At 55.0% G+C, this 26,925-nt stretch carries 31 protein-coding genes and 1 other annotated feature; of the genes, 4 read left to right on the top strand and 27 right to left on the bottom strand.

Features of this window, described 5'->3' with window-relative positions; genetic code table 11:
* Nucleotides 1-167: 167 nt before the first annotated feature.
* From yajC to KNP82_RS04310, 8 genes are all read right to left on the bottom strand, one after another.
* Entirely contained in the window at nucleotides 168-446 is a 279-nt protein-coding gene (yajC, locus tag KNP82_RS04275; protein WP_021066898.1) for a preprotein translocase subunit YajC, read from the bottom strand.
* Between the two features lie 83 nt (nucleotides 447-529).
* On the bottom strand, nucleotides 530-1,675 hold the full coding sequence (tgt, locus tag KNP82_RS04280; RefSeq protein WP_021066897.1) for a tRNA guanosine(34) transglycosylase Tgt: 1,146 nt from the start codon (nucleotides 1,673-1,675) through the stop codon (nucleotides 530-532).
* Complete coding sequence (gene queA / locus KNP82_RS04285) at nucleotides 1,672-2,715, bottom strand: tRNA preQ1(34) S-adenosylmethionine ribosyltransferase-isomerase QueA (protein ID WP_214827233.1); 1,044 nt, start codon at nucleotides 2,713-2,715, stop codon at nucleotides 1,672-1,674. Before queA ends, tgt begins: the two co-directional genes overlap by 4 nt.
* A gap of 20 nt (nucleotides 2,716-2,735) precedes the next feature.
* On the bottom strand, nucleotides 2,736-3,731 hold the full coding sequence (gene ruvB / locus KNP82_RS04290) for a Holliday junction branch migration DNA helicase RuvB (RefSeq protein ID WP_214719557.1): 996 nt from the start codon (nucleotides 3,729-3,731) through the stop codon (nucleotides 2,736-2,738).
* Nucleotides 3,732-3,741: 10 nt separating this feature from the next.
* Nucleotides 3,742-4,329: a Holliday junction branch migration protein RuvA gene (gene ruvA, locus KNP82_RS04295; protein WP_214719558.1), complete on the bottom strand. Its 588-nt coding sequence runs from the start codon at nucleotides 4,327-4,329 to the stop codon at nucleotides 3,742-3,744.
* 83 nt (nucleotides 4,330-4,412) lie between these two features.
* Entirely contained in the window at nucleotides 4,413-5,492 is a 1,080-nt protein-coding gene (gene nadA, locus KNP82_RS04300; protein ID WP_214827141.1) for a quinolinate synthase NadA, read from the bottom strand.
* Nucleotides 5,455-6,324, bottom strand: a complete 870-nt coding sequence (nadC, locus tag KNP82_RS04305; protein WP_214827143.1) for a carboxylating nicotinate-nucleotide diphosphorylase — start codon at nucleotides 6,322-6,324, stop codon at nucleotides 5,455-5,457. Before nadC ends, nadA begins: the two co-directional genes overlap by 38 nt.
* Complete coding sequence (locus tag KNP82_RS04310; protein ID WP_214827145.1) at nucleotides 6,278-7,711, bottom strand: L-aspartate oxidase; 1,434 nt, start codon at nucleotides 7,709-7,711, stop codon at nucleotides 6,278-6,280. The genes nadC and KNP82_RS04310 overlap by 47 nt, the downstream gene beginning before the upstream one ends.
* Before the next feature lie 96 nt (nucleotides 7,712-7,807).
* Between KNP82_RS04310 and KNP82_RS04315 the strand changes: the two genes are divergently transcribed.
* The 4 genes from KNP82_RS04315 (at nucleotide 7,808) to KNP82_RS04330 (ending at nucleotide 11,043) form a co-directional block, all read left to right on the top strand.
* Nucleotides 7,808-8,938 (top strand): cysteine desulfurase family protein, encoded by a 1,131-nt coding sequence (locus KNP82_RS04315; protein WP_131471098.1) that lies wholly within the window; start codon nucleotides 7,808-7,810, stop codon nucleotides 8,936-8,938.
* Nucleotides 8,916-9,455, top strand: coding sequence for a transcription repressor NadR (locus KNP82_RS04320; RefSeq protein ID WP_021066889.1), 540 nt, complete (start codon nucleotides 8,916-8,918; stop codon nucleotides 9,453-9,455). Before KNP82_RS04315 ends, KNP82_RS04320 begins: the two co-directional genes overlap by 23 nt.
* A gap of 104 nt (nucleotides 9,456-9,559) precedes the next feature.
* Nucleotides 9,560-10,141: a DedA family protein gene (locus KNP82_RS04325; RefSeq protein ID WP_214798968.1), complete on the top strand. Its 582-nt coding sequence runs from the start codon at nucleotides 9,560-9,562 to the stop codon at nucleotides 10,139-10,141.
* 125 nt (nucleotides 10,142-10,266) lie between these two features.
* Nucleotides 10,267-11,043, top strand: coding sequence for an NUDIX domain-containing protein (locus KNP82_RS04330; protein WP_058763233.1), 777 nt, complete (start codon nucleotides 10,267-10,269; stop codon nucleotides 11,041-11,043).
* Nucleotides 11,044-11,086: 43 nt separating this feature from the next.
* Here the strand turns inward: KNP82_RS04330 and KNP82_RS04335 are convergent, their stop codons facing one another.
* The 19 genes from KNP82_RS04335 to KNP82_RS04425 form a co-directional block, all read right to left on the bottom strand.
* Nucleotides 11,087-12,373 carry a hemolysin family protein gene (locus KNP82_RS04335; protein ID WP_285800916.1) on the bottom strand — a complete coding sequence of 429 codons (1,287 nt, stop codon included), beginning with the start codon at nucleotides 12,371-12,373 and terminating at the stop codon, nucleotides 11,087-11,089.
* A 16-nt stretch (nucleotides 12,374-12,389) separates the two neighbouring features.
* On the bottom strand, nucleotides 12,390-13,679 hold the full coding sequence (gene obgE, locus KNP82_RS04340) for a GTPase ObgE (RefSeq protein WP_021066885.1): 1,290 nt from the start codon (nucleotides 13,677-13,679) through the stop codon (nucleotides 12,390-12,392).
* Nucleotides 13,680-14,120, bottom strand: a complete 441-nt coding sequence (locus KNP82_RS04345; protein ID WP_021066884.1) for a Spo0B domain-containing protein — start codon at nucleotides 14,118-14,120, stop codon at nucleotides 13,680-13,682.
* A 75-nt stretch (nucleotides 14,121-14,195) separates the two neighbouring features.
* Nucleotides 14,196-14,477, bottom strand: coding sequence for a 50S ribosomal protein L27 (gene rpmA / locus KNP82_RS04350; RefSeq protein WP_016508537.1), 282 nt, complete (start codon nucleotides 14,475-14,477; stop codon nucleotides 14,196-14,198).
* 12 nt (nucleotides 14,478-14,489) lie between these two features.
* Complete coding sequence (locus KNP82_RS04355) at nucleotides 14,490-14,825, bottom strand: ribosomal-processing cysteine protease Prp (RefSeq protein WP_031200131.1); 336 nt, start codon at nucleotides 14,823-14,825, stop codon at nucleotides 14,490-14,492.
* Between the two features lie 3 nt (nucleotides 14,826-14,828).
* A complete protein-coding gene (gene rplU, locus KNP82_RS04360) occupies nucleotides 14,829-15,137 on the bottom strand; it encodes a 50S ribosomal protein L21 (RefSeq protein ID WP_016508528.1) in 309 nt (102 codons plus the stop codon).
* 15 nt (nucleotides 15,138-15,152) lie between these two features.
* Nucleotides 15,153-15,224, bottom strand: a sequence feature (ribosomal protein L21 leader region).
* A gap of 55 nt (nucleotides 15,225-15,279) precedes the next feature.
* Nucleotides 15,280-16,605 (bottom strand): ribonuclease E/G, encoded by a 1,326-nt coding sequence (locus KNP82_RS04365; RefSeq protein ID WP_214827147.1) that lies wholly within the window; start codon nucleotides 16,603-16,605, stop codon nucleotides 15,280-15,282.
* Nucleotides 16,606-16,647: 42 nt separating this feature from the next.
* Nucleotides 16,648-17,505 carry a septum site-determining protein MinD gene (minD, locus tag KNP82_RS04370; protein ID WP_021066881.1) on the bottom strand — a complete coding sequence of 286 codons (858 nt, stop codon included), beginning with the start codon at nucleotides 17,503-17,505 and terminating at the stop codon, nucleotides 16,648-16,650.
* Between the two features lie 5 nt (nucleotides 17,506-17,510).
* A complete protein-coding gene (locus KNP82_RS04375) occupies nucleotides 17,511-18,179 on the bottom strand; it encodes a septum site-determining protein MinC (RefSeq protein ID WP_021066880.1) in 669 nt (222 codons plus the stop codon).
* 5 nt (nucleotides 18,180-18,184) lie between these two features.
* A complete protein-coding gene (mreD, locus tag KNP82_RS04380) occupies nucleotides 18,185-18,679 on the bottom strand; it encodes a rod shape-determining protein MreD (RefSeq protein WP_052013683.1) in 495 nt (164 codons plus the stop codon).
* A gap of 1 nt (nucleotide 18,680) precedes the next feature.
* Nucleotides 18,681-19,571 carry a rod shape-determining protein MreC gene (gene mreC, locus KNP82_RS04385; RefSeq protein ID WP_021066878.1) on the bottom strand — a complete coding sequence of 297 codons (891 nt, stop codon included), beginning with the start codon at nucleotides 19,569-19,571 and terminating at the stop codon, nucleotides 18,681-18,683.
* Between the two features lie 13 nt (nucleotides 19,572-19,584).
* Entirely contained in the window at nucleotides 19,585-20,622 is a 1,038-nt protein-coding gene (locus tag KNP82_RS04390) for a rod shape-determining protein (RefSeq protein WP_021066877.1), read from the bottom strand.
* Nucleotides 20,623-20,826: 204 nt separating this feature from the next.
* Nucleotides 20,827-21,663 (bottom strand): DUF2785 domain-containing protein, encoded by an 837-nt coding sequence (locus KNP82_RS04395; protein ID WP_214798972.1) that lies wholly within the window; start codon nucleotides 21,661-21,663, stop codon nucleotides 20,827-20,829.
* Nucleotides 21,664-21,849: 186 nt separating this feature from the next.
* Nucleotides 21,850-22,473 carry a RadC family protein gene (gene radC, locus KNP82_RS04400; protein WP_235420135.1) on the bottom strand — a complete coding sequence of 208 codons (624 nt, stop codon included), beginning with the start codon at nucleotides 22,471-22,473 and terminating at the stop codon, nucleotides 21,850-21,852.
* Nucleotides 22,474-22,502: 29 nt separating this feature from the next.
* Nucleotides 22,503-23,090: a Maf family protein gene (locus tag KNP82_RS04405; RefSeq protein ID WP_251128629.1), complete on the bottom strand. Its 588-nt coding sequence runs from the start codon at nucleotides 23,088-23,090 to the stop codon at nucleotides 22,503-22,505.
* Between the two features lie 138 nt (nucleotides 23,091-23,228).
* Nucleotides 23,229-23,936: a hypothetical protein gene (locus KNP82_RS04410; protein ID WP_214827150.1), complete on the bottom strand. Its 708-nt coding sequence runs from the start codon at nucleotides 23,934-23,936 to the stop codon at nucleotides 23,229-23,231.
* Nucleotides 23,933-25,576, bottom strand: a complete 1,644-nt coding sequence (gene pilM / locus KNP82_RS04415; protein ID WP_214713923.1) for a pilus assembly protein PilM — start codon at nucleotides 25,574-25,576, stop codon at nucleotides 23,933-23,935. Before pilM ends, KNP82_RS04410 begins: the two co-directional genes overlap by 4 nt.
* A gap of 12 nt (nucleotides 25,577-25,588) precedes the next feature.
* Nucleotides 25,589-26,341, bottom strand: a complete 753-nt coding sequence (locus KNP82_RS04420) for a prepilin peptidase (protein WP_214827152.1) — start codon at nucleotides 26,339-26,341, stop codon at nucleotides 25,589-25,591.
* Between the two features lie 88 nt (nucleotides 26,342-26,429).
* Nucleotides 26,430-26,891 carry a prepilin-type N-terminal cleavage/methylation domain-containing protein gene (locus KNP82_RS04425; RefSeq protein ID WP_052090090.1) on the bottom strand — a complete coding sequence of 154 codons (462 nt, stop codon included), beginning with the start codon at nucleotides 26,889-26,891 and terminating at the stop codon, nucleotides 26,430-26,432.
* Between the last annotated feature and the right edge of the window lie 34 nt (nucleotides 26,892-26,925).

Consider the following 26,925-nt stretch of genomic DNA (forward strand, 5'->3'; position numbering starts at 1 on the left):
CAATTCTTCTCAACTTGACGATAATGCAAACGTTTTCACGATTCAATTTGATTTTTGGAAATAAGGTGGATGATTCGTCGGATTGACGAAGTTTGTCAAAAATAAATCATTTTTCAAAGTATGACAAAAAAAAGACGCCTGACCAGGGATGGTCAGGCGTGGTTTGGTTACTCAGCGAATGATGAGTTGCCTTTTTTCGTCACTTCAGCAATCGCACTGCGATTGAACTTGAGGAGTGACTGGTCACATTTCAATGTGACTTGTGTGTCTTCGATTTGGTGGACGACGCCGTGAAGGCCGCCGATTGTTACGACGTGATCCCCACGCTCAAGCGCGTTTTGCATCGATTGTACTTCCTTCTGACGTTTCGTCTGCGGACGGATCAACAAGAAGTAGAACACGACGAAAATAAGGATCATCGGTAATAGTGCTACGAGAGTTTCCATGCGTAAAATTCACCCTTTCCTTCAATATCAGGTTCATTATACCGTGAAACTGAAACGTTGTCACATAATCGCTGTCAGAACAATTAGAAATTCTTGGCGTTTGGTTTGTTATACCCATATTCTTCGAAAAACTCTTCCTTGAAGTCCAAAAGACGGTCTTCGCGGATGGCTTGACGTACTTGACTCATCAAGTTCACGAGGAAGTGAAGGTTGTGTGTCGAACAGAGGTGGAGACCGAACATCTCGTCGGCACGAATCAAGTGGTGGACGTACGCACGTGAATAGTTCTTACACGTGTAGCAGTCGCACTTCTCGTCGATTGGGCCGAAGTCCGTCTTATGTTTCGCATGTTTGATCGTGACACGGCCTTTCGATGTCATGAGCGTCCCGTTGCGGGCGATTCGGGTCGGCAAGACGCAGTCGAACATGTCGATGCCGCGAATCGAGCCTTCAATCAACGCATCCGGTGAACCGACGCCCATCAAGTAGCGCGGCTTGTTCTCCGGCATGAACGGTGTCGTGAACTCGAGCGCGCGGTACATGACGTCTTTCGGTTCGCCGACCGATAATCCACCGACAGCATAACCTGGGAAATCAAGCGAGACGAGGTCGGCCGCACTTTGACGACGGAGATCTTCGTACTCGCCGCCTTGGATGATACCGAACAATGCCTGGTCTTCCGGACGTTCGTGTGCCGCGAGGCAACGCTCAGCCCAACGGCTCGTCCGCTCGACCGACTTCTTCATGTACTCATGTGTCGCCGGGAACGGCGGGCACTCGTCGAACGCCATCATAATATCCGAACCGAGCGCGTTTTGAATCTCCATCGCTTTCTCCGGTGACAAGAACAACTTGTCGCCGTTCAAGTGGTTGCGGAAATGGACGCCTTCTTCTTGGATGTTGCGCAGGTCGGCGAGCGAGAAGACTTGGAAGCCGCCCGAGTCTGTCAAAATCGCGCCGTCCCAGTTCATGAACTTATGAAGGCCTCCGGCTTGTTTGACGACTTCGTGTCCTGGACGAATCCAAAGGTGATACGTGTTCGAGAGGATGATGTTCGCTCCCATCGCCTTGACTTGTTCCGGGGCCATCGTCTTGACGGTCGCCTGCGTGCCGACCGGCATGAAGACAGGTGTCTCGAACGAGCCGTGCGGCGTATGGACGATTCCGTGCCGCGCTCCCGTCTGTTTACATGTGTGGATATGTTCGTATGTGACTGCGTGTTTGGTCATTTGTTCTCTTCCTTCCTCGTGATGAGCATCGCGTCTCCAAAGCTGAAGAAGCGGTAACGTTCTTGTACCGCCGTGCGGTACGCGTTCAAAATGATGTCGCGCGACGCGAACGCCGAGACGAGCATGACGAGTGTCGACTTCGGCAGATGGAAGTTCGTGATCAGTCCATCAATCGCCTTCAACTCGACGCCTGGGTAGATAAAGATGTCCGTCCAGCCCGATGACTCGACGAAATCCCCATGGTCGCGCACGATCGTCTCGAGCGTCCGGGTCGATGTCGTCCCAACTGCGAAGATACGGCCGCCGTTTGTACGGACGTCACGGAGCGCCTCGGCCGAAGCGGCCGACAGCTCGAAATACTCACTGTGCATCGTGTGTTCTTCAATCGTATCCGCCGTGACGGGACGGAACGTGCCGAGCCCGACGTGAAGCGTGAGCGGAATCAACTTGACGCCTTTCGCTTCTGCCGCTGCGAGCAGTTCTTCCGTGAAGTGAAGACCTGCCGTCGGTGCGGCCGCACTCCCGCGTTCACGGGCGTACACCGTCTGATAACGGTCTTGGTCGTCGAGCTGTTCACGGATGTATGGCGGGAGCGGCATCGTGCCGAGCTCATCTAAAATCTCATAGAAGATGCCGTCATAATCGAACTTGAAGCGGCGTCCCCCTTCCGGCAGCTCTTCGACGCATTCGGCCCGGAGCAATCCGTTGCCGAACTCGACGATGGCGCCGACGCGGACTTTTTTCGCCGGTTTGACGAGCGCTTCCCAGACATCATCTTCCGTCTGCTTCAAAAGAAGAAGCTCGACTTTCCCGCCCGTCTCTTGCTTCGCCCCGAACAGTCGAGCCGGGAGCACGCGCGAGTCGTTGACGACGAGGGCATCGCCTGCCTGTAAATATTCGAGCACGTCGCGGAAGTGGCGATGCTCGATGTCGCCCGTGTCGCGGTCGAGGACGAGCAGTCGTGAGCTCGTCCGATCGAGGAGCGGTACTTGGGCGATCAGTTCTTCCGGTAAGTCAAAATCATAATCGTTTACGTTCAATTGAATGTCTTGCATATCGTTTACTCCTCTTCATAGCCAAAATGCGTCTTTGCGTACTGGGTGATCATGCGGCCGCGCGGCGTCCGTTGCAGGAAACCTTGCTGCAACAAGTACGGCTCATACACGTCCTCGATCGTCTGGGCGTCTTCCCCGATCGTCGCGGCAAGCGTCTCGAGTCCGACCGGTCCGCCTCCGAACCGTTCGACCATCGCCCGTAACAGCCGGTGGTCGACTTCATCGAGCCCGAGGGCATCGACGTGCAATCGGTCGAGCGCGCTTGAAGCCATGGCCGGATCGATTTCTTTCGTCCCGGCCACTTGGGCGAAGTCACGGACACGGCGCAATAGCCGGTTGGCGATTCGCGGCGTGCCGCGGGAACGTTTCGCGATGGCGCCGCTCGCCTCTGGTGAAATCGACAGGCGGAACAGTTGCGCTGTCCGGCTGACGATGGCGGCGAGTTCATGCGTCTCATAATATTCGAGCTTGAGCGTCACACCGAAGCGGTCACGGAGCGGGGCCGATAACATCCCGGCCCGCGTCGTCGCGCCGACGAGCGTGAACGGCGGCAAATCGATGCGGACGCTACGTGCCATCTCGCCTTGTCCGTAGACGATGTCGAGACAGTAGTCCTCCATCGCCGGATAGAGAATCTCTTCGATTGTGCGACTCAAGCGATGAATCTCATCGATGAACAGGACGTCGCCCGGTTCGAGCGTCGACAGAATCGCGGCCAGGTCTCCCGGACGTTCAATGGCCGGGCCGGCCGTCGTCTTGATGCCGACGCCCATCTCGTTGGCGATGATTTGGGCGAGCGTCGTCTTTCCAAGTCCCGGGGGACCGTAGAGGAGGACGTGGTCGAGCGTCTCGCTTCGTAGCTTCGCGGCTTGGATGAAGATCGACAAGTTACCTTTCGCCTTCTCCTGTCCGATGTACTGCTCGAACTTTTGCGGACGCAAGCTCCACTCTTCTGAGTCTTCATATTGTTGATGGGATTGTGACAACAATCGTTCGTCCATGGTCTCCTCCTTATTTCAATAGCAATTGCAGGGCGCGCTTTATGTAAGCGTCTGTCGTCAATATTTCTGAGTTCAATTCCTTGCGGACACGTGTGATTTCACGTTCCGAATAACCGAGTGCAGCGAGCGCCTCGCACGCCTCGTCGAGTTCGGACGCGCCTTGGGCGAACAGTCCCGTGTTCGGCACGTAGTCCGGGGCGAGCTCGGATAGCTTGCCTTTCAGGTCGAGCGCCATCTGTTTGGCCGTCTTCTTGCCGACACCCGGGAACTTCATCAAGTACTTCTCGTTCTCGGTCTCGATCGCGTCGATGAGCGCATCCATATCGCCCGAGGCGACGATGGCGAGCGCGCCTTTCGGTCCGATGCCGTTGACGCCGAGCAGTTTATTGAACAGTTCGCGTTCGCGGCGTGAGCGGAAACCGTACAGCGTCTGTTGGTCTTCACGTACGTAATGGTGCGTAAACACGATTACATGTTCGTCTTGTTCACGATAAAAAAACGGGTTAGGCACATGTACTTTGTAGCCGACGCCCGAAACATCCAACGTTATATATTCCGCGCACACATAGGCGACGGAGCCTTTTACGAATTCAATCACGGTCATATCTCCTCTTCGTGGGAAAACTGCATTCATTGTACCATAACCGTCGCCACGAAAAAAGGACAGGCGATTGCCTGTCCTTAGCGTGCGAGCATCCGTTCCAAGGCGAGTGTCGCCCATTTTGTCGTCTCTGAATCGACGCGGATGAGGTTGACCGGATCCGTCTCGAGCGACTCGAGTGCCCAGAGCAGATGCGGCAAGTCGATGCGGTTCATCGTCAAGCACGGACACATGTACGGGTTGAGCGAAATGATGTCGAGCTCGGGGTGCGTCGCCGCAAGACGGTTGACCAAGTTCATCTCGGTGCCGACGGCCCACTTCGTCCCCGGCGCGCTCGCCTCGATCTGGTCGATGATATATGACGTCGACCCGGCCTCGTCCGCTGCCTGCACGACATCGAACGTGCACTCGGGATGGACGATGATGCGTCGTTCCGGGTCGTTCTTCCGTAACGCCTCGATTTGGGCGACATTGAACTTCTCATGGACCGAGCAGTGCCCTTTCCATAGAATAACGCGGACATCCTCAATATCGCCTTCATAGACGAGTCGCTCCCGGAGCGGGTCCCAGACGGCCATCGCCTCAAGCGGCACGCCCAAGTCATATGCCGTGTTGCGTCCGAGATGCTGGTCCGGTAAGAACAAGATCCGTTCGCCCGCTTCGAGTGCCCAGCGCACGATGTCATGGGCATTGGACGACGTGACCGTCGCCCCGCCATGTTTGCCGACGAACGCCTTGATGGCCGCTGTCGAGTTGACGTATGTGATTGGGACGATACTGTCGCCGAACGTATCGGTCAGCTCTTCCCACGCAATCTCCGTCTGATCGATATCAGCCATGTCGGCCATCGAACACCCGGCCCGCATATCCGGCAAGATGACAAGCTGGTCGTCACGCGTCAACATGTCAGCCGTCTCGGCCATGAAGTGGACGCCGCAAAAGACGATGAATTCGGCCTCGTTCATCTGTTCGGCGAGCCGTGCGAGCTGGAGCGAATCTCCGGTCGCGTCCGCGAACTGGACGACCTCGTCCTTTTGATAATGGTGGGCCGGTAAAAACAGGCGGCTGCCGAGCCGTGCTTTAATGGCTTCGATCCGTTGTTCCATCTGTTCAACCGTCAAGTCAGCGTATAGCGCTGGCATCGTTCCGAGTAACTGCATGTTTGATTCCTCCTACGAGATTTAAACTACAATCGAGCGCCGTCACCGAATGGGTCAACTGCCCGATTGAGATGACGTCGACGCCCGTACCGCGATACGAGGCGATCGTCTCGACCGTGATGCCGCCTGACGCTTCCGTCTTGATATGACTTGGGACGAGCGCACGCCACGCCTTCAGTTCTTCTGGCGTCCGGTTGTCGAACATGATGATGTCGGCGTCCGCCGCAATCGCCTCATGCAACTGTTCGAGCGTCTCGACCTCGACTTCAATCGGCGTCGTGTGGCCAGCAAGCATCCGGGCCCGGGCGACCGCGTTCGTGATCCCACCGAGTGCCGTGATGTGGTTGTCTTTAATCATGACGGCATCGTCGAGCCGGAGCCGGTGGTTCTTCCCACCACCCGAACGGACGGCATGCTTCTCGAGCATGCGGAGTCCAGGTGTCGTCTTGCGCGTATCCGTGACAGCAATCGCCGGGTCATTGAGCTGTTCGACGCAGCGCCGCGTCATCGTGGCGATCCCACTCAAATGTTGGATGAGGTTCAACAGCACCCGTTCCGTCTCGAGGAGAGTCCGTGTCTTGCCCCGCAACGTGAACAGTTCATCTCCAGTCGAGACGACCGTGCCGTCGGGTTGGCATGACTCGACGACGAGCCGTTGCATCTGGGCCAGCTCCAGGACGACGTCCATGCCACAGAACACCCCATCCATTTTGGCAGTGACCGTGGCGAATGACGTCTCGCGCTGATCAATCAGTCCGCTCGAGATATCGCCAAAGCCGATGTCCTCATGTAGAAATGCCGTCAGCTGTTCGCGCAAAGCAATCTTGTTCATAACCATCCTCCGTCCTTATCATGGCACGAGCCAAAAGCCGTGCCGCTTCTATACTCAATGTCTGTTCACTTAATTGTCTTGTCACGTGTTTCGTCCGTGGCAGTTGTTGGGTATTTTCTAAGAAACTTACGATTTTGCCGAGTTGCGGCGAGATTGTCAGCCATTCCCCAATCTGTTGCCGATAGCGGCCGAACAGATCATCTGAAACCTCAAATACGGTCGTCTCGTTCACTGTGAACGGCTTCTCCTCCAAAGTCATCGTCGCCGCCACCCGCTTTCCGAACACCCAGCATTCAAGTAACGAGTTTGACGCGAGTCGATTCTTCCCATGGACGCCCGTATCGGCGACCTCCCCGACCGCATATAGTCCCGCTACCTTGGTTCGTCCATAGGCGTCGACGTCGACACCGCCCATGTGGAAATGCAGTCCCGGCCGGACCGGGATGCGCCGGATGTCGATGCCGTGCGCGTCACATGTCGCCACCAGTTTCGGGAACCGCTCATCGAGCCGTTCGACACGACTCGTATCCAAGTACACCGGTCCGACATGGTTCGTGAGCGTTCGTGCGACCTCATCCCTCGGGGCGAGGCTACCGAGCGGATGTTGTCCCATCACATGATTCCCGGACGTATCGACGAGCGTGGCTCCCGCCCCGCGTAGCGCTTCCGTCACGAGATGGGGTGAATCGACCGCGAGTAGCGTCGGATGAAACTGAATCCGGGACAAGTTCGTGAGCCGTGCCCCGACCGCTTCCGCCAAGACGAGCCCATCTCCTGTGACCGAGCGACAATTCGACGTCCAGTCAATCAGACCGCCGATGCCACCGGTCGCGAGGACGACGGCCCCGGCCTGAACGTGGAGGCGCGTCTCACCGTTGAAGCCGGTCGCCCCGCTCACACGGCCATCGCTTTTCGTCAACGTATCGATCAGGACATGCTCCATGACGGTCACATTGTCAGGCAGTTGACGCCGCAGCGTCGCCATCACGTGCCGTCCCGTCTCATCGCCACCGACGTGAAAGATTCGATTCATGCCATGGGCACCTTCCCGACCGACCGCGTAGCCAGTCGCGTCGCGATCGAAGACGACGCCGAACCGCTCCAGCTCTTGAATCGCCGTCCGCCCTTCCTCGACGAGTGTATAAACACGGTCGGGTACGGCCGCAAGTTTCGAGGCGACGAGCGTATCCCGCTCATGGTCGACGCTCGACGGTTCCAAGTACGAGCTAGCGATTCCGCCTTGAGCCAAGTCCGAGTTCGCACTCGTCACTTCATGCTTGGCGACGAGCAGGACGTTCAACGTCCGGGGCAGATGGAGGGCGACCGTCACAGCGGCCAAACCGGCCCCGATAATCAACACATCGACCCGTTCAAACTGTAAAGACATCTGTATATCACCTGTTTTTCATATGTAATGTTGACTTGTAAACTAGTTTCGCATAATTTTGTGAAGAAGACAACATAAGAAAAGGGGAACTTTACGATGAACCGTTACTTTGATTATGCGGCGACGCACCCGATGACAAAATCCGCCCTCGACCATTACGTCGCCATGGCGCGGAGCGTATACGGTAATCCGTCTTCCCTCCACACGCACGGATATATGGCCGAAGATTACTTGACCGAGGCAAGGCGTTTGGTGAAGCAGGCTCTCGGGCTCGACATGCTCCGCGGGAAGCTGCTCTTCACCGGGAGCGGTTCGGAGAGCAACTATATCGCGCTAACGAGTCTCCGTAAGCGCATGAAAGGCAGTGAAGTCATCACGTCGTGGCAAGAGCACGACTCGGTCGCCCTCCTTCTCGACGAATGGGAAGCGGAAGGCGTGACCGTCCATCGGCTGAAACTAAAAGACGGTCGCTTCGACCAAGAGACGTTCACGCGTCTGCTCGACCGTGATATCGGGCTCGTGACGTTCCAGCACGTCAACTCCGATACCGGATGGACGCTGCCGCTCCACAACATCCTCTGCCAATTGAAATATAAGAAAGTGTTGCTCCATATCGACGGCGTCCAGGCGCTCGGCAAGATTCCTGTCTCGGTCGACGGGATTGACGCCTATTCGTTCAGCGCCCATAAGGTCGGCGGTCCAAAAGGCGTCGGCGGCCTCTATATGGAACGGCTGTTGCCACCGCCCTACTATCCGGGACACCACCAGTACGGCATTCGTCCCGGCACGATTGACGTCCCCGGCATCTGTGCATTCGTTAAAGCGTTCACCGACCGGCACGAGGCACGGACACGTCATGAAAGAAATTTCTTGGCGTTTCGTGCTATCTTGAAAGAGAAGACATCGTCTTACGTGGACTGGCTCGAGTTCGACCAGCAGAGTCCCGCCATCTTCTCGTTCGTCTCGAATCAGCGGGACGGACAATGGTGGATGACCGAACTCGACGGGCTCGGCTTCCAAGTCTCGGCAGGCTCGGCCTGTCGGGCCGGCCAAAACGGACCGAACCGGATGCTCGAGTCACTCGGCTATGAGACGAGCGCCTGCCACGGCCTCGTCCGCATTTCCTTCGGCGAAGCCACGACCGTTGAAGCCACGACGGCGCTCGCCGAAGCCATCGTCACTTTAGCAAGGAGAGTTGGATCTTATGAACAAACGCTTAGCCGGTGAAGAACGCCGGCGCACATTATTGGAAATGATTGAACAGAGTTCCGAGCCGATCACCGGCTCCGAGCTCGCCCGCCGCGTCGCCGTCAGCCGACAAGTCGTCGTCCAAGACTTGTCGCTCTTGAAGGCGAAGGGCCATCAAATCGTCGCGACCGCCCGTGGATACGTCTATCTACCGGGCGAGTCGTCGCCGTCCGCCTACACCCGTAAAATCGTCTGTCGTCACGAGGCGGAGGCCATGGAGGCCGAAATGAACGCCATCGTCGACGAAGGCGTCACAATTCGGGACGTCATCATCGATCATCCGGTCTACGGTTCGTTAACGGGTCAGTTGATGGTGAAGAGCCGTCGCGACGTCCGTGCTTTCCTCGAACGGGTCGAGGCGAACCAGGCCGCCCCACTTTCGCATTTGACGGGTGGCTTGCATATCCACACGCTCGAGGCCGATAGCGAAGACGCCATCGATGCCGCCGTCTCGGAACTCGAGCGGCTCGGCGTCCTCGTCTCCGAGCTCGACTAAGATGTCACAAATACGTGACATCTTTTCTTTTGCTTTCAGTCCATGTCCGTTATACTGATGGATGGAACAAAGACCGTACATAATTTGGAAAGGAGGGAACGGTCATGTGGCATTTCTTTGAACAACTGTTGCTCGGCTGCGGCGTCTTCAGCGTCCCGCTCGGCATCTTCATCCAATTCATCCCGAACGAGCTCGTGCTCGCCTACGGGGGCCACTTGATCGGGTCTCTCGACGTCTCGTTCCTGCTCGTCTTCCTCCTCGCGTGGTCGGCGTTCGTCTTCAGTCAAATCGTTCTCTATTGGATTGGCCGTTACGGCGGTCGTCCTGTCACCCTTCGGCTCTACAAGTCATTTCGCATCAGTGAAGCGAAGCAACAGCGCGCCGAGACGTGGTTCGAGACGTATGGCGCCTGGATTGTCTGTCTGAGCGTCATTTGGCGCCAGCTGTTCGCCGTCAGCGCCGGCGTCATGCGCTTGTCGTTCCGGAAATTTTTGACGGTGACCGTCGTCGTCTTCGCCGTCTGGTCGTTCGTGTTCGTCAAACTCGGGATGATGCTCGGTAGCAATTGGCGTCATATCGGTGAAGTCACGCACGGGTTCTTGCCGTACGTCGGCACCGCCATCGGACTATATGTCCTCATCCGCTATATCCGCGCGAATCCGCGTCTATTCAAAAAGTCAGCCTGAGCAAATTCGCTCGAGCTGACTTTTTTTGAATAGAGGGAAAATCGGATCTGGTACCGAATTAAGAATAGTGAGGAAAGCGTTTTTTTCTCGGAATAGAGATTACCACCTTCAAAGGAGGAATTACCATGTTCCATCGTCGAAAAACGTACACCATCCGTCCTGAACGCTTAGATGAATTCACCGAGTTTTTCCATACATACCTGTATCCGATACAGGTATCGCACGGCGCCCGTCTCGTCGGTCGTTGGGTGACCGAAGACAAGGACGAGGTCATGGCCCTCTGGGAATATCGTGACCGCGAGCATTACGAACAAGTCGAACGCGATTACCGCTCAAGCAGCCTGCGCCGCGAGGCGATGAAGAAGCGGGCCCGTCTCGGCAAAGATTTATATATCAAGTCGAGCGAGGAGTTCATGATGCCGACCGGTCACTACACACCACCGCGCACCATCGTCTCCGTGACGGCCTACGTCACGAACGCCGACGGCGAGGTGCTCCTCGTTCAGAACACGCACCGGAACGATACGTATGAGATGCCGGGCGGACAAGTCGAGGAACATGAATCGATCGTCGACGCCGTGCATCGCGAAGTAAAAGAAGAGACCGGGATTGAGATCGAGGTCGACGGGATCACCGGCATCTATCAAAACGTATCCTCACGCGTACTCTGTGTCACGTTCCGCGCCCGCTATGTCTCGGGCGACCTGCAACCGCAAGAAGGCGAGACGCAAGAAGTCGGCTTCTTCAAGGTCGACGCCTCGAACGTCGGCGACTATATCAAGCGCGATCATTTCCAGATGCGCCTGCTTGATGCGATCGACCCGACGTATATGCCGCACGCCATCTATAAAGTACGCCCTTACGAGTTGCTCGAACGCGTCGAGCGCCATCATACTGTATAAACAAAAGGAGGGACCGCCGGTTGGCGATCCCTCCTTTGTTCGTTTACGCTTGTTCCGCCGCTTCGGATTGACCCGTTTCGACGAGCAATTTGCGAATCCGACGCTTTTCGACGTGGAGAACGGTGAACGTCATGTCTTCATACGTGACACGCGCACCTTTCTCTGGAATGTCTCCTAACAGTTCGACGATCCAACCACCCATCGTGTTGGCATCTACTTCAGGTTCTTTAATTCCCATCTCGTCCGCAAACTCATCGACATCCATGTCGGCCATACACTCGTAGACGCCGTCACGGAGTCGTTTGAGATAGACGATCGACTCATCGTGCTCATCCCAAATGTCTCCGACGAGCTCCTCGAGCATGTCTTCGAGTGTGATGAGGCCGGCCGTCCCACCGAACTCGTCGAGGACGATCGCCATGTGCGATTGTTTTTGCTGAAGGACTGGGAGCAGTTCAATTAATTTTGTCTGCGGTGATACGTATGTGAGCGGACGAATGAGCGAACGAACGTCCGTCACTTCATCCCGCATCATCGAACGAAGGAAATCACGTTCTGACAACACCCCGATGACGTTGTCAATCGAGTCTTTATATACCGGTAGACGAGAATGCCCACCGCTAAAGATCGTGTCTTTGATTTCTTCGAGCGTATCGTCGATGTCGACGGCGAGAATATCAATCCGCGGCGTCAACACATCGTCGACAGTGATGTCGTTGAAGGCGAAGGCGCTATGCACGAGTTCCGCTTCGGTCTCGCCGAGCACCCCTTCTTCTTCTCCCATATCAACGAGCACTTTCAACTCTTCTTCCGTCACCGACGGCTCCTTCGTACTCATACCGAACAGACGAAGCACGAGCTTTTTCAAGCCAGTGAAAATCATCGTGATCGGTTTCAAGATTTTGACGAGGAACAGCAAGATGCCGCTGATGAGAAGCGAATACTTCTCGGCGAACTCTTTCGCGAGCGACTTAGGTAAAATCTCACCGAAGATCAAGATGATGACGGTCGTCACGAACGTCGAGATGACGAGGCCAGTCCCGCCCGAGTAAATACTCGTGGCGATGGCTGTCGAGACGGTCGCTGCCCCGATGTTGACGATGTTGTTCCCGACGAGAATCGTCGAGAGCGTATCGTCGAAGCGGTCGACGAGGTGAAGGACGCGCTTGGCGCCCTTGTCCCCATCTTCCGACATACGAATCATCCGGACACGGTTCACACTCGAAAGCGCGGTCTCGGCAGAAGAGAAGAAAGCTGACAACATAACTAAAACTACATAAAGAATTAAACTAGACGAGGGCACAGGGTCCACGTTTACTTCACACTCCATTTCCTAATTAAAAAGATTATTCGACGAATTCGAATTCAAAGTCCAAGATGGCGACGACGCTACCGTCTTCGGCACCTAATTTGCGAAGGTCGTCATCGACGCCCATTTGACGCATTTGACGCGCAAAGCGCTTGATGGATTCGTCGTGATCGAAGTTCGTCATCTTGAAGAGCTTCTCGATACGAGGCCCTGTGATCACGAAGCGTTCGTATTCATCAATATGAATCTGATACCCCTTCTCTTCCTTCTCGTAACGATAAACGACACGTGGTGTGGCCGTCTTCTCTTCGAGCTCTTCGAGTGGGAACTCAGGTGTCGAGTCTACAAGATTAGCTACTTCGATGAGCAGGTTGCGAAGTCCTTCTTTGGCGAGTGCCGAGATCGGGAAGACTTTGACGTCGTCTCCGATTTTCTTCTGGAATTCTTCAAGTAATTCCGGCGCATCCGGCATGTCCATCTTGTTGGCGACAACGATTTGCGGACGCTCGAGGAGACGTAAGTTGTACGACTCGAGCTCGCGGTTGATCGTCGTGTAGTCTTCGAACGGGTCGCGCCCTTCCATGCCGCTCATATCGATCATGTGAACGATGACTTTCGTCCGCTCGATGTGACGCAAGAATTGGTGACCGAGGCCGACGCCTTGGCTCGCCCCTTCGATGAGTCCAGGAAGGTCGGCCATGACGAAGTCACGGTCGTCTGCCGTCTTGACGACACCGAGGTTCGGTGTGATCGTCGTGAAGTGGTACGCGCCGATTTTCGGGCGTGCCGACGAGACGACTGACAAGAGCGTCGATTTCCCGACTGACGGGAATCCGACAAGACCGACGTCAGCGAGCAATTTCAACTCAAGGCGCAATTCACGCTCTTGACCTGGCTCCCCGTTCTCGGCGATCTCTGGTGCCGGGTTAGATGGCGTCGCAAAACGACAGTTCCCGCGGCCCCCACGTCCACCTTTGGCGATCGTGGCCCGTTGGCCGTGCTCGGTAAGGTCGGCGATGACCGTATCTGTTTGTGCATCGAACACGATCGTACCTGGTGGGACTTTGACGACGAGCGGCTTCGCTTTTCGTCCGTGCATGCCTTTCGACATCCCTTTTTCACCGTCATGGGCGATGAACTTTTTCGAGAATCGGAAATCAACGAGTGTACGTAATCCCTCTTCTACTTCAAAGACGACGTCACCACCATGACCTCCGTCTCCTCCTGCTGGTCCACCGTCTGGAACATACTTCTCGCGGCGGAATGCAACCATCCCTTTACCGCCGTCTCCAGCTTTTACAAAAATATTAACCTGATCGACAAACATTTAATTCCCCTCCTTTATAACGAACGTAGAACATTCTACTGTTTGCTCGTACACTTCATCTGACGTGAACACGTCGTCCGGTACGTGACCGAAGACGCGGACCATCAGTCCGTCCGTGAACGTCACATGAATCGGTCCATCCGTTCCTGACAGAAGACGGACAAGCTTGTCCGCCACGCGCGCGTCGTCTAGCGACACGCGGTCGGCCGATACCTTATAGGTCAACCGCCCTTCCCAGTTCGCTTGCATGAGGACGAGACTCGTCGTCGGCATGTCCAAGCGAATGAGCGCACTCTCCTCGTCGGCGTGCTGACGATATCGCTCGTACAGCTCCTCAAGTTTTTCAGGCTCGAGCGCCGCGTACAAGGAGATCATCTGAAGCCGATTCATCCATTCGTGACGGACGGTCGATAATAGTTTCAGTGCTGCTTGTGAGTTCATGAAATCCTCTCCTAGTAAAACTAGTAAAAAAGACTCTAACCAAATAAGTGGCTAGAGTCTTCTGCGTGGTTCTACTTACGCAACTGGGTAAACGCTCACTTGTTTCTTGTCGCGACCAAGACGCTCGAAGCGTACTACGCCGTCAACTTTTGCAAACAATGTGTCGTCGCCACCACGGCCGACGTTTTCACCTGGGTGAATTTTCGTACCGCGTTGACGGTAGAGAATCGATCCAGCTGAAACAGTCTGTCCGTCAGCGCGTTTAGCGCCGAGGCGTTTCGAAATCGAGTCACGACCGTTTTTAGTCGATCCTACTCCCTTTTTCGATGCGAAGAACTGAAGGTTCAATTGTAACATGAGGTCCACCTCCTATTGTTCAATTTGGATATAATCACCGTAACTATGGGCGATCGTGTCTAGTTGCACGAGCATCCCTTCTAATAACAGTTGGGTGCGAGTCATGTCCTCCGGTGATACGTCAGGATATGTCTCGACATAAAAGTAGCCACCCTCTGTTTTGTCTGCCATTTCTACAAGAAGCGATTGACCGGCAAGTACCTCAACAGCGTTGTATGCCCCAAAGATGATGGCAGAAACGCCGGCACAGACCAAATCAGAACCGGGTTCAGCAAAGTTGGCGTGACCTGTCACTTCAACGGAACGAATCGACTTCGTCTCGTCTCGTCTGACCATTACTCGAATCATAGCTTACGCTTCGATTTTCTCGATGCGAACTTTCGTGTAAGGCTGACGGTGACCTTGCTTACGACGGTAGTTTTTCTTAGCTTTCATTTTGAAGACAGTGATCTTCTTCGCGCGACCGTGTTTAACGACAGTTGCTACGACTTTAGCGCCCTCTACGAGTGGAGCTCCGACTTTAACATCGTCACCACCAACGAAAAGAACTTCACCGAATTCTACAGTACCCTCGACATCAGCATCGAGTTTTTCGATGTAGATCTCTTGACCTGCTTCAACTTTGATTTGCTTACCACCAGTTTTGATGATTGCGTACATATACGTGCACCTCCTTATTAAACTCAGACTCGCCATCCAGGGCAGGGCGAAACCATTTCAACCCGTTCTGTGCGGTTGTAGCCATTTGGGTGCTTCCAAACGAACTAACGTTATAGATAATACCACTCTCGTTCAATCGTTGTCAATGACGAGATACGAAATTCTGACATTCCTCGAGTGTCCCATAGAACGCCACATTCGGTTCTCCGTCGACGAGCAAGACCGTGCAGTCAAAACCGTCCCACGACGCGTCATGCCACTTGCTCGGGAGTGTCACGACGACACCCTCGGCTTGAGGCGCGAGCTCCATCAGCGTCCGCTCCAGCTGCGAGAAGACGGCAAGCTTCGACGGGTTACCGTTATAGGTCATCCGGTCTTGCATCGAACGTCCGGTTCGTTCTCGCGACAGTTCGAACAAGCCCATGCGCGTGAAGCCGTACACTTCGACACGGCGAGGATCGCGGGCACCGAGCTCTTTCATCTTCTTCAAGAGCCGGGCCTGTCCATCCTTTGACCCCCTCAAGAAGTCGATGACGACCATACCGCCAATATTGCGTAACCGGAGCTGTTCCATGACGGCGTAGAGCGCGGCCTCGTTAATCGTGTCGGCGGCGCGACCCTTGTCTTTGACGGCGACGTTCTTGCCGCTGTTGACATCGATGACGGTCATCGTCTCGACTTGTTCAATCAAGACGTACGAACCGCCTTCGAGCCAGACGACACGCTGGCCGAGCTTCTCGATTGCCCCGTCGAGCCGGACCGCTTCTTTCATCCGGCCTTTGCCGATGTGACGTTCGACGTTGACCTCGAGCCGCGTCAACCGGTCCTGCGCTTCCTTGTCATTCAACACGACCGATTCGACCGCATGGCGTCGCACGAACTGTTCGCACAACAGCTCATCCTGTCCCCCGCGTGCCGTGATGACGTCCTTGGCACGCGTCCGGAGCAAGTCGAGCTCTTCTTGAAGGTCTTCAGGGCTTGCCTGCCCCGACTCGGTCCGGAACAACACCCCTTCTGCCTCTTCGAGGTCGAATACTTTCGATAACCGGTCCTGGGTGACGAAATCGAGCTTGCGGCTATACAACTGGCGCCGACCATAAGGGAAGTAGACGATATGTCGTCCGCCGAAGCGGATGTTCTCCGTCACTTTATGGTGTTTGCCGTTGATGCCTTCTTTCGTCACTTGGACGAGTCGCTTCTCACCGACGACGGCCGCCTGACCGATGGCTGGCACGTCCGGATACGCCTCGAGCGCTTTCAGCGTCTCGGCAATTGGCAAGAAGAGCGTCGTCTCGCCGGTCGTCAAAAACGCGGCGCCGAGCGACGGATGAATCCGTTCGATCGCGGCCTCGAGAATCGTCCCGATCGACAGTTGGTCGATGAAGCGTTCCTCGACTTCGAGCAGACGCTCCCCGTCGACGAGCATGGCCCGTTCGATGGACGGGGTCCGTTCATAGATCAATCGCATATGCGTCTCTCCTTTCGACACAAAAAGGCAACTTTCGTTGCCTTAGGCTTTTTTCATTCCAAATTTCATCATGAGTCGTGTCCAGAAGCCGACCGGTTTTTGTTCGGTCTGAATCGACATGAGCGGCACCGACTCCCCAAGAATCCGGCGCGTGATGTTGCGGTACGCCTGTCCGGCATTGTTATCCGGGTTCATCGTGACAGGTACCCCGCGGTTCGCGGCGGCGATGACTTCTTCATCGTCAACGACGACGCCAAGCAGGTCGATCGACAAGATGCGCATGATGTCATCGATGTCGAGCATGTCCCCTGATTCCACAAGGTGGTTCTTGACGCGGTTGACGATCAATTTCGGCGCAGCGACATGTTCCGCTTGCTCGAGCATCCCGATGATGCGGTCCGCGTCCTGAACGGCGGCCTTCTCAGGCGTCGTCACGACGACGGCCTCATCGGCGCCGGCGATAGCGTTCATGAAGCCTTGCTCGATGCCGGCCGGGCAATCGATCAACACGAAATCATATTCTGTCTTCAACTGGTCGATGATTTCTTTCACTTGCTCCGGTTGGACCGATGTCTTGTCTTTCGACTGGGCCGCAGGCAAGAGATACATCTCTTCGAACCGCTTGTCACGGACGAGCGCCTGATGCAATTTGCATTGGCCGTTGATGACGTCGACGAGGTTATAGATGCTGCGGTTGTCGAGTCCTAAGATGATGTCGAGGTTACGAAGACCGATATCCGTATCGACGAGACAGACCGAGTGACCAGACAATGCGAGGCCGGTCCCGAGGTTCGCGGTCGTGGTCGTCTTCCCGACGCCACCTTTCCCCGACGTCACGACGATGGACCGACCTTTCTTCACTTCTTTCGCTGTATGTACAGGCTCTACTACTTGCTCCATCAAACTCACCCTCTCTGTAATTCCATTGCATATGCGTCTTTCAGCCCAGTCATGACTTGACGGAGACGCGTCATTTCAATACCTTGATTCGTCTGATATGCGCATCCCATCTCGATCTCCGGAAGCTCTTCGCCGTCGTCCGACGCGAGCACGTGTTCACCGATCGCTAAAAACTTCGGATGGAGAAGACTGGCGGTGATGACCGCTTCCTCCCATCCTTCGACACCGGCACGCACATTTCCTCGTATCGTCCCTAAACAATAGATACTTCCCGTCGCCCGAACCTCGGACCCAGGGTTGATGTCTCCGATAATGAGCACCGAGCCATCGAAATCGAGCACTTGTCCGCTTCGAATCGTCCCGCTATGGTAGTGGAACGTCTTTTTGCCGTAGGTCGCTTTCGCTTCTTCGGTCAACATGACCTCGCTCGATAGCTCCTCGATATAAAAAACGCCATGACGAGCGACGACTTCACGAATTTGACGTGACAGCTCCTCGTCTAAATAACGAGTACCCGCGTGCAATTTGAGTGCAATCTTCCCAGAGGGCGGCTCCATTTCTTGTAACGTGGCCTCAAGCTCTCCGAGCACCTCATCGATGCCACTCCGTGGATTGAAGTGGATTGCAATACCGTTGCGATGTCCTTTTATCGTAATATGTCGTTTACGCTCCATCATGGCTACCCTCTTTTCGCTACAGGTCGCGGCGCCACGTATCGTGTCATCGGCACGTATAACAATGCGATGGCGACAGCGTTGGCGACGAGCGTCCCTGGAATCTGTTCAACTAATAGTGTTTGAATGGTCATGGTTGTCCCACCGACCGCCGTCATGACGCTAAAGATCCCGAAGGAAAACACGAGAATCATGAACGTGAACGTGATGACGACCGAGAAGAAGTTCTCACCTATATATTTTAACACGAAGCTGACTAAGAGAGGAATGAGTGAAAAAGTAAATAAGTAAATTCCGAGCAAGTCGGTATAGACGATGTCATACAACAGTCCAAAGACGAGTCCGAATCCGAACGCCGCCTCGAAGCGACCATACAAACCGACGTACATCAAGCCGATCAATGTCAAATACAAGAACGGCGTCACATAGTGCCATGAGAAGATGGCGGCCCATGTCCCTTCAATAAGAAAGAGGAGGAACAGGGCGATGAACACTTTCATGTTACTCACCCGCTGCTCCTCCTTCCTCGGGACCCGTCAAGAACGGTTCGTCGAGCGTTCGATTGATGACGAACATTTGCGAGAACTCATTGAAGTCCGCTTCTGGTTTGATGCGGGCGACTTGAGATACGCCATATTCATCCGTCTCGATCGACTCGACCGTTCCGATGACAAGACCGGCCGGATAACGGCCACCGAGACCTGACGTCGACACGATCTCGCCTTCTTTCAACTTGACGCTGTTCGAGACCTTCGTGAAGAAGAGCTCGTTCGTCTCGCTGTCGAAGCCGTCAATCGTCCCGTACGTCGCTTTGCCGTCCTCGTCCTTGACGACGGCCGAGACATTGTTCGTCCGGTTGTTGTCCGAGAGGAGTTGCACTTGCGACGTGTAGGCGCTCGTTTGAATGACGCGACCGACCATACCGCCGGCGGCCGTGACGGCCATGCCTTTCTCGACACCGCGCTCTTCCCCGACGTTGATCGTCACATAGCGCTGCCAGTCGTTCGGCGTGCGCCCGATCACTTCGGCGGGAATCAAATCGAAGTCACGGAGCGATGTATCGGCCGCCTCGACCATTTGCCGCAATTCTTCGTTCTCACGGCGCAGGTCATCGGCTTCGACCGACACTTCCGCGTATTTCGTCAAATGTTGTTTCAATTGACGGTTCTCTTCATAAATATCGCGTACGTTCGAAATCGAGGACACGGTACTGTCCATCCAGCCGATCGGCACCGTGAACACCCGTTGGAACGTTCCGACCACATCACGCGTGACGTCTTGGTACCAAGCGGATTCCGACCGTCCTCGAATCGAAACCCCTAAAATCACTACGAATAAGATGATACCGATCAGCGTGATGATGAGCTTTTTATTCCGTACGAACCGGCTCATCGTGTGTCACCACTCATCGACGCGACGAGATGCCTGATTTTGAACGGAGGACGTCCATCATTTCAAGAGATTTTCCTGTCCCGATGGCGACGCAATCGAGCGGCTCATCCGCGACGAGTGTCGGGATGTGTGTCTCATCTGAGATCACGTCATCCAAGTTTTTAAGGAGTGCTCCACCGCCTGTGAGGACGATGCCGCGGTCCATGACGTCAGCCGCAAGTTCCGGTGGCGTCTGCTCGAGTGTTTGTTTCACGCCAGCGAGGATCGCTTCGACCGTATCCGAGAGTGCTTCACACACTTCAGCAGCCGAGACTTCGATTTGTTTCGGAAGACCTGTCACGAGATCGCGACCACGGATTTCCATTTTCTCATTTTCGTTCGAAGCGTCGATGCGAGCCGAACCGACTTCCATCTTGAGCGTCTCTGACGTCCGCTCCCCGATCATGAGGTTGTATTTGTTTTTGATGTAACGAATAATGGCGTCATCCATTTCGTCACCGCCGACACGAATCGATTGGCTCGTCACGATGCCGCCGAGTGAAATCACTGCGACTTCGGTCGTACCGCCACCGATATCCACGACCATCGAGCCTGTCGGTTCCCAAACTGGGAGACCGGCACCGATTGCTGCCGCGAACGGTTCTTCGATTGTGTACGCTTCACGCGCGCCTGCTTGCTTGGCTGCGTCTTCCACGGCACGTTTTTCAACTGACGTGATGCCGCTTGGCACACAAATCATGACGTTCGTCTTCGATGAGAACAAACCGCTCTTCGACTTCTGCGCTTGCTCCATGAAGTATTTGATCATCGTCGCTGTCGTTTCGAAATCGGCGATAACCCCATCTTTCATCGGACGGCGTGCCGTGACGTTACCCGGCGTACGTCCAATCATATCCTTGGCCTGGTTACCCACGGCCTCAATTCTACCTGTATCTGTACGGAACGCCACTACCGACGGTTCACGAACAACGATGCCTTGACCTTTTACATAAACGAGCGTATTTGCCGTTCCAAGGTCGATTCCGATTTCTCGGTTAAAACTACGAAACATACGTGCTGCTCCTCTCTTGGTTACACTATTTTTTATTATAACGGAAAAATCATGTTTGAAAACGTTCATTCGATTACAGGTTATTTACAATAACGTTCATCTCAGTCCTGTCTCACCGTATATTAGTGTGCCTTCTTTTCGACAAAAAGGCAAATCAAAAAGCAAGCGCGTGAAAGCGCCTGCTTGGATTCTCTCTCGCAATCGTCACATATTTTTCAAGGTGAGCAGCACTGCCGTTTGAAGCACAGGTCGCTCCGTCTCATGCAGTTTGACAAAAAAGCTTTTCAAAAACGTTTTCACGTTATGCACGACGTGCCAATAGTGTTCGGGCTCGAGTTGCTGTTTTTGTGCGCTCAATCGGGCAGGCAAGTCTTCTAACAGAACGATGAGCTCGTGTTCGTCCATCCCGCGCTGCAATAAGGCAAAGATAGGATTCAACAACCGTTCATCCTCGTCATGCATATATACGGTCGGCATCATCACCTTGTTCCATAGCGCCTCGAGCATCTCACCGAATTCCGTCTCATCGAGGTGCGGATGCAGGACGAGCTCATCGAAGGCATCGGCCACGTGGGCGATCGAATGGGCCCAGCCTTTCCCAGGCACATAGCCTCTCGTGTCGATTTCACAATCGAGATAGGCCAGGAGCTTCGCCTTCAACATGTCGAGATCCGCTTCCGATAAAAATCCTCGTTGCCGGTCCTGATACACGATCAAGGCGATCAACAGCGTCGAGAACGCCCGCGTGAAGACGGTGTCCGATGCCGTCTCCCCGATTCCGTGGAACAAATGATATTTGAGCGTCGTGTGGAGCATATCCGTCAATTGTTCGTTCGTCAGGTGATCGTCTTCGATGATGAAGCGATAAAACAGCGTGTAAATCAACTGGTCCCGAAGCTCTGCATCCGTCGAGCCGATGTGATGGAGCATGGATTGGATGACCCGCTCCTCATCTAATTCCTGTAAACGAACCGTCCCGTCCTTGATATCTGTCAAAATCACTTTCAAATCAAGCTCGCTATAAATAGTCTCTTCATTCATGTCTGATCACATTCCCTCTTCGTAGGTCGCATGTAAACGTCTACTCTCGGTGTTCGACGACCGGTTGAACGATTCCTGTTACGGACCAACAACATCTAAAATATGGCTACGATGAAGACGGCGACTGAGCGTCAGGAAGTATGAAGTCTGAACAAAAAAGCAGACGCATATGCGCCTGCCCACTGTTCACCCGTTCATATATCCACGTTGCTTCATACTGACGTAATGGTCCTCCCCGATGATGACGTGGTCAAGACAAGCGATGCCGACGATATGACCAGCCTCAACAAGACGCTCCGACACTTCGATGTCTTCCCGGCTCGGGGTCGCGTCCCCGCTCGGATGGTTATGGACGGCGATGAAACAAGCAGCCGACAGCTTGAGCGCCTCGCGGAACACGTCGCGCGGATGGACAATCGACGAATTGAGCCCACCGACGAACAGCGTCTTCCGGGCGATGAGCTGGTTCTTCGTGTTCAAATACAGGCAAATGAAATGTTCCTGATTCAACAGCCGGAGTTCATCACGGAGCAGTTCATAGGCGTCCTGCGGCGAACGGATTGTCGGCGTCTCCACTTTCGGTTCCTCGACGTAACGGAGACCGATCGCAAACGCCGCGAGCAACTGCTCGGCTTTCTTCTTCGTCATGCCCTCGATTTGACAGAGGTCGCTCACAGACGCCTGCGACAGCGCCCGGAGCGTCGGATATACGTCGGACAGCCGTCGGGCCGTCTCGTGCGGGTCGCCACCCCTGCCCCCGATTTGGAGCAGCCGGGCGATCGCGGATTCAACACTTCGGTCGAGCACCATGGTCATTCCTTCACCAACTTTCGCTTCATTCACAGAAAGCGCGGCGATACCCCGTGTCGTTCGAGCGTCTCGACGAGTGGACGAATCGGCAGACCGACGACGTTATAAAAGTCTCCTTCGAGCCGTTCGACGAACAGACCGCCCGATCCTTGGATGCCGTAAGCGCCGGCTTTATCGTACGGCTCCGTCGAATCGAGGTAGCCGTCGAGCCACGCGTCCGGGATGTCGATGAACGTGACGTGCGTCGTCGTGACGAACAAGTCCTGCCGCTCGGACCCGATGATGCTGACGCCGGTGAGCACTTCATGCGTCGCTCCCGAAAGCCGTTGCAGCATGGCTCGCCCATCGTCCCGGTCTTTCGGCTTCTCTAAAATCGTCCCGTTTAAGACGACGACCGTATCCGATCCGATGACGATGGCGCCACGGTTGTCGCGGGCGACGTCCATCGCTTTCTCGCGGGCGAGGCGTCCGACGTACTCGTCCGGATGTTCCCGTCCGTTCGTCCCTTCGATGACGTTCGAGGGGATGACTTCATGCGTGATGCCGGCCTGGGTCAACAGCTCGGTCCGCCGCGGCGACATCGAGGCAAGGATGACACGTTTCTGTGTTGGTTTCATTGTAACGACTCCTTCCATATGTGCGTAACGGGCTTCTTTTCCGTATCACACTTCACTGTCGATTGTAGGCAAACGGGCACGTGAATACAATCAGAGACCTCTCAAAAAAACGCCCCTTCTTTTCGAAGGGACGTGCGGTCACGGTGTCGTATAATCGTACACCGGGATGTCTTTCGGTGTGAACGTCTGGGCCGGTACGTAGCGGTCTTCGACGAGTTGATCGAGGTCTGGGCGATAGAACGCGTCGAGTTCGACCGTGAAGTCGAGCGGCTCAGCCGTCTCGGTCGTGTTCGGTCCCGTCTCCGTAGGTCCAGTGAATTGGACCGTGCGCAAGATGTGAATCCGGTTCATCGACTCGACCGACTCAAGGAACAGGACGAGCGACTCGTACGTGTCCGCTTGGAGCGACACCGTCGAGCGGACCGATGAGGCGTTGACCGGCGTGATTTCAACCGGTTCGGCCGGTTCAGCCGTCGCACTCACATCGTTCGGTTCTGGCTCGTCGATGTCTTCTGGTACTTCCGATTCAGCGATGATGCCGTCGGCGAAAGCGATGCTCGTCACGCGAACGTCAGACAGTTGGCTCGCCTGGGACAGCGTCTCGACGACCGTGTCGAGGGCTGCTTCGGTCGGGACACGCGTCTGTAGGCGCTGCGAATCGGCGACGTCGACGACTTCGCCTTCTTGGCGCAACAGTTCGAGCTTCGTCTGTTCGAGCGACAGTTCCCGTTCGAGCGACTTGACGTTGCCTTGCTGGATGAAATACTGGTAACCGAAATAAGATGGTACGGCGATGGCCGCGAACAAACAGATTGTGAAAATTAAATAAATCGTCGAGCGTTTCATTCGCTCACCACCTCCTCATCGGTCGTCTCTTCCGTCTCGCCGTCCGGTGTCTCACCATCTGGGGTCTCCCCTTCCGGCGTCTCCGGTTCGGCATCGATGAACGTGAAGGTGAACTCGCCGATGTAGCGTGGGAGCGGTTCGTCTGTCGAATCGAGCACGCTCGGCGACAGCGTCGAATCCGTTTCGGTATCCGTCTCTTCTTGTTCCGTCTCCGCTTTCGTCTCGGTCGTCACGCCGAGCAGTTTGACGTTCTCAAACCGCACGTCGTTCAAGAGCGAGCGTTGGAACACGTTTAAATCGGCGAGCGTCTCGAACTGGGTGCGCACGCTCATGAGCGAACCGTCGGCGTAGTTATACGTCAACACGTAGCCCGTCGGTGGCAGTTGTTCCGTCAAGGCCCGTAGTGCTGGCACGGCCAACTTCTCTTCGGCCGTGAGCGCCGTCACCGTCTGGTCGAGCGATAGGACTTGCTGCCCCTTCGAGTTCACTTGCTCGGTCTGATAGATGCGAACGAGCTGCAACTGTTCTTCGAGCTGTGCCTCGTTCTGCTTCAATTCGTTCACTTCATAGAACAAGTAACCGGTCGCCCCGCCGCCAATCAAAAGCGCGAGCAGGCTCGCGATAATCGGCCACCGGAGTGTCACATCGGTCGAGTTGATGAAGTTGGCGTCGTGCTCTTTGTCGAGCGTCGCCATTCCGAGGAGCGGCAACATCTGGTGCGACAACGGTGTAGCGTGAGAGAGCGGGAGCGGGTCGTCGATCCGTTTGACCGGCACCATCGCCTCGCTTTCAATCGTCCGGACGAGGTCGTCGAGGTTCGGGACCGTCCCCGAGACGAGCAACTCGTCAATCGGACGACCGTCCGTCCGGAGCGAGTAGCGATAGAAGTCGAGGAAGCGTGCGAGTTCGTTCAACCACTCGTCCGTCTGCGTCGCGAGCGTCTCCTTCGAGCCGCTATATGTATACGTGATGATTCCGTCCGTCGTCTCGGCGCGATACGGGAGGTCGGTCTCGATGGCCCGGATGAACCGGACTTGCCCTTCCTCGAGGACGAGCAACTGGTGCGCGAACGGTGTCACGTGCCAGAGGAGTGTCGATTTGAGCGGGTCGAGCGTCTCGATTCGGCTCACGCCGTTCGCGATCGCGACCGGGCGTGGGACGATTTTCTTCAATTGGAACCCACGTTTCTTCATGTAGGCGCGGATGGCTTTCGTCAAATCGACCGAGACGGCGTGGAGCATGACCTCGGTCTTCGTCTCCGTCTCGCCGAGCACCTCGTAGTCGAAGGCGACGTCGTCGAACGGCAAGATGATCGAGCTGCCGATTTCCATGAACAGATAGCCTCGAATCTCATCTTTCGGGATCGTCGATGGAATCTCGACTTTACGGGACAATACCTCGGTCTCGGCCATATCGACGGCACAGACCATCCCTTTTCGTACTTTCAGTTTACGGCACAGTTCATCGAATGCGAGACCGAATGCGTTCTCGTCTTCAATCCGTCCCCCCACGTACGCGCCTTTCGCCAATTGGACGGACGCGCTGCGTTTGAACACGCCTTGTTTAATCACGGCCCCGTGGATGCTGAGCGCATCGAACGAGAAATACGCGACCGTTCCTTTCTCTATAGACCGGCTCATGCTGGTTTCCCCCTACATCAAATCAAAATACCAATCAAAGAAGCGTTCGCTGAACCAAAACGTCAGCATCGTGCCGAGTGCGATCGACGGCACGAACGGAATCGGCTGTTTGCGATCCATCCGTTTCAAGCCGATGAGCGTCAATCCGACGATCGCGCCAATCAAGCTCGATAAAAAGAGTGCGACGAGGACGTCGCGCGGCCCGAGAACGAGCCCGATTACTGTAAATAGTTTGACATCGCCGGCCCCAAGTCCCCCCTTGGAGACGAAAAAAACGGTGGCGAGGACAGAGAAACCGAGTGCCGCCCCGGCAATCGGGCTCCACCATGCCACACCCGCGCTATAGGCGAGCAACATGAGGACCGGTGCCGTGAACAGCAAAATGACGTTCGGGACGAGCATCGTCGACAAATCCGACATCGCTAGTGCGAGGAGCGTCGATAAGAAGACGAAGGCGAGAAGCGTCGTGAGGCTAAAGCCATACAGCCAGAAGCTATAAGCGTAACCGACCGCTCCGAGCAGTTCAAAGAGCGGGTACGTCGGCGCGATCCGCCCGCCACAGCCGCGGCATTTCCCGCGCAGGAACACGTAACCGAAGACCGGAATCAGTTCCCAAGCGGATAAGACGTGTCCGCATGACGGACAGTGCGAGCGCGGCGTGACGATGGACTGTTTGCGTGGCACGCGGAGCCCGACGACGTTCGTGAATGACGTGATGACGGCCCCAAGGACGAGGCTGTAAATAAGTCCGATGAATTCAACCAATCAAGGTCACTTCCTTACTTGTAAGTATATGCCAAAAAAAGAAAACCGGCTAGGCTGAGCGAGTGCCCAGCGCCAGCCGGAGGAAATATTATTTTACTGCAACAAGATTTGCATCTTCTTTGTTTAATGACCCTTCAGAAACTCCAGTGAATTTGTACTTTGTGCCCTCTAAGTTAACAGCGTAATTAAATTTCCCTTTTGTAGTAGCATCCTCAGTGATTACAACATTAGATGCTTTATATGCTGCATCTCCAAATGGATCTTTTAATTGAGAAAGGTACTGTTCGCCATTCTTACCTGCTGCAAAATCAAGTGTTCCTGCTTTTGGGTTCGAAGCTGTATATAATTTCGCTGCACTTACCATCTGCTTCGCATCGGCAACCATCGCATCCTTCTTCGAGTTCTCGATAATTCCACCAATCGCGACAACAGCGATGGCTGCGATAATCCCCAAGATAACGACGACGACGAGCAACTCGACGAGTGTGAGTCCGCGCTCATCTTTCAATTGTTTGGCATCTTGCCAAATCATTTTCATTTTTTCTAACATGATTCATTCTCCCCTTTTGTGTGTTTTGCTGTGA

It is taken from the genome of Exiguobacterium sp. s26 (assembly GCF_018618235.1).
Taxonomy (GTDB): Bacteria; Bacillota; Bacilli; order Exiguobacteriales; family Exiguobacteriaceae; genus Exiguobacterium; species Exiguobacterium chiriqhucha.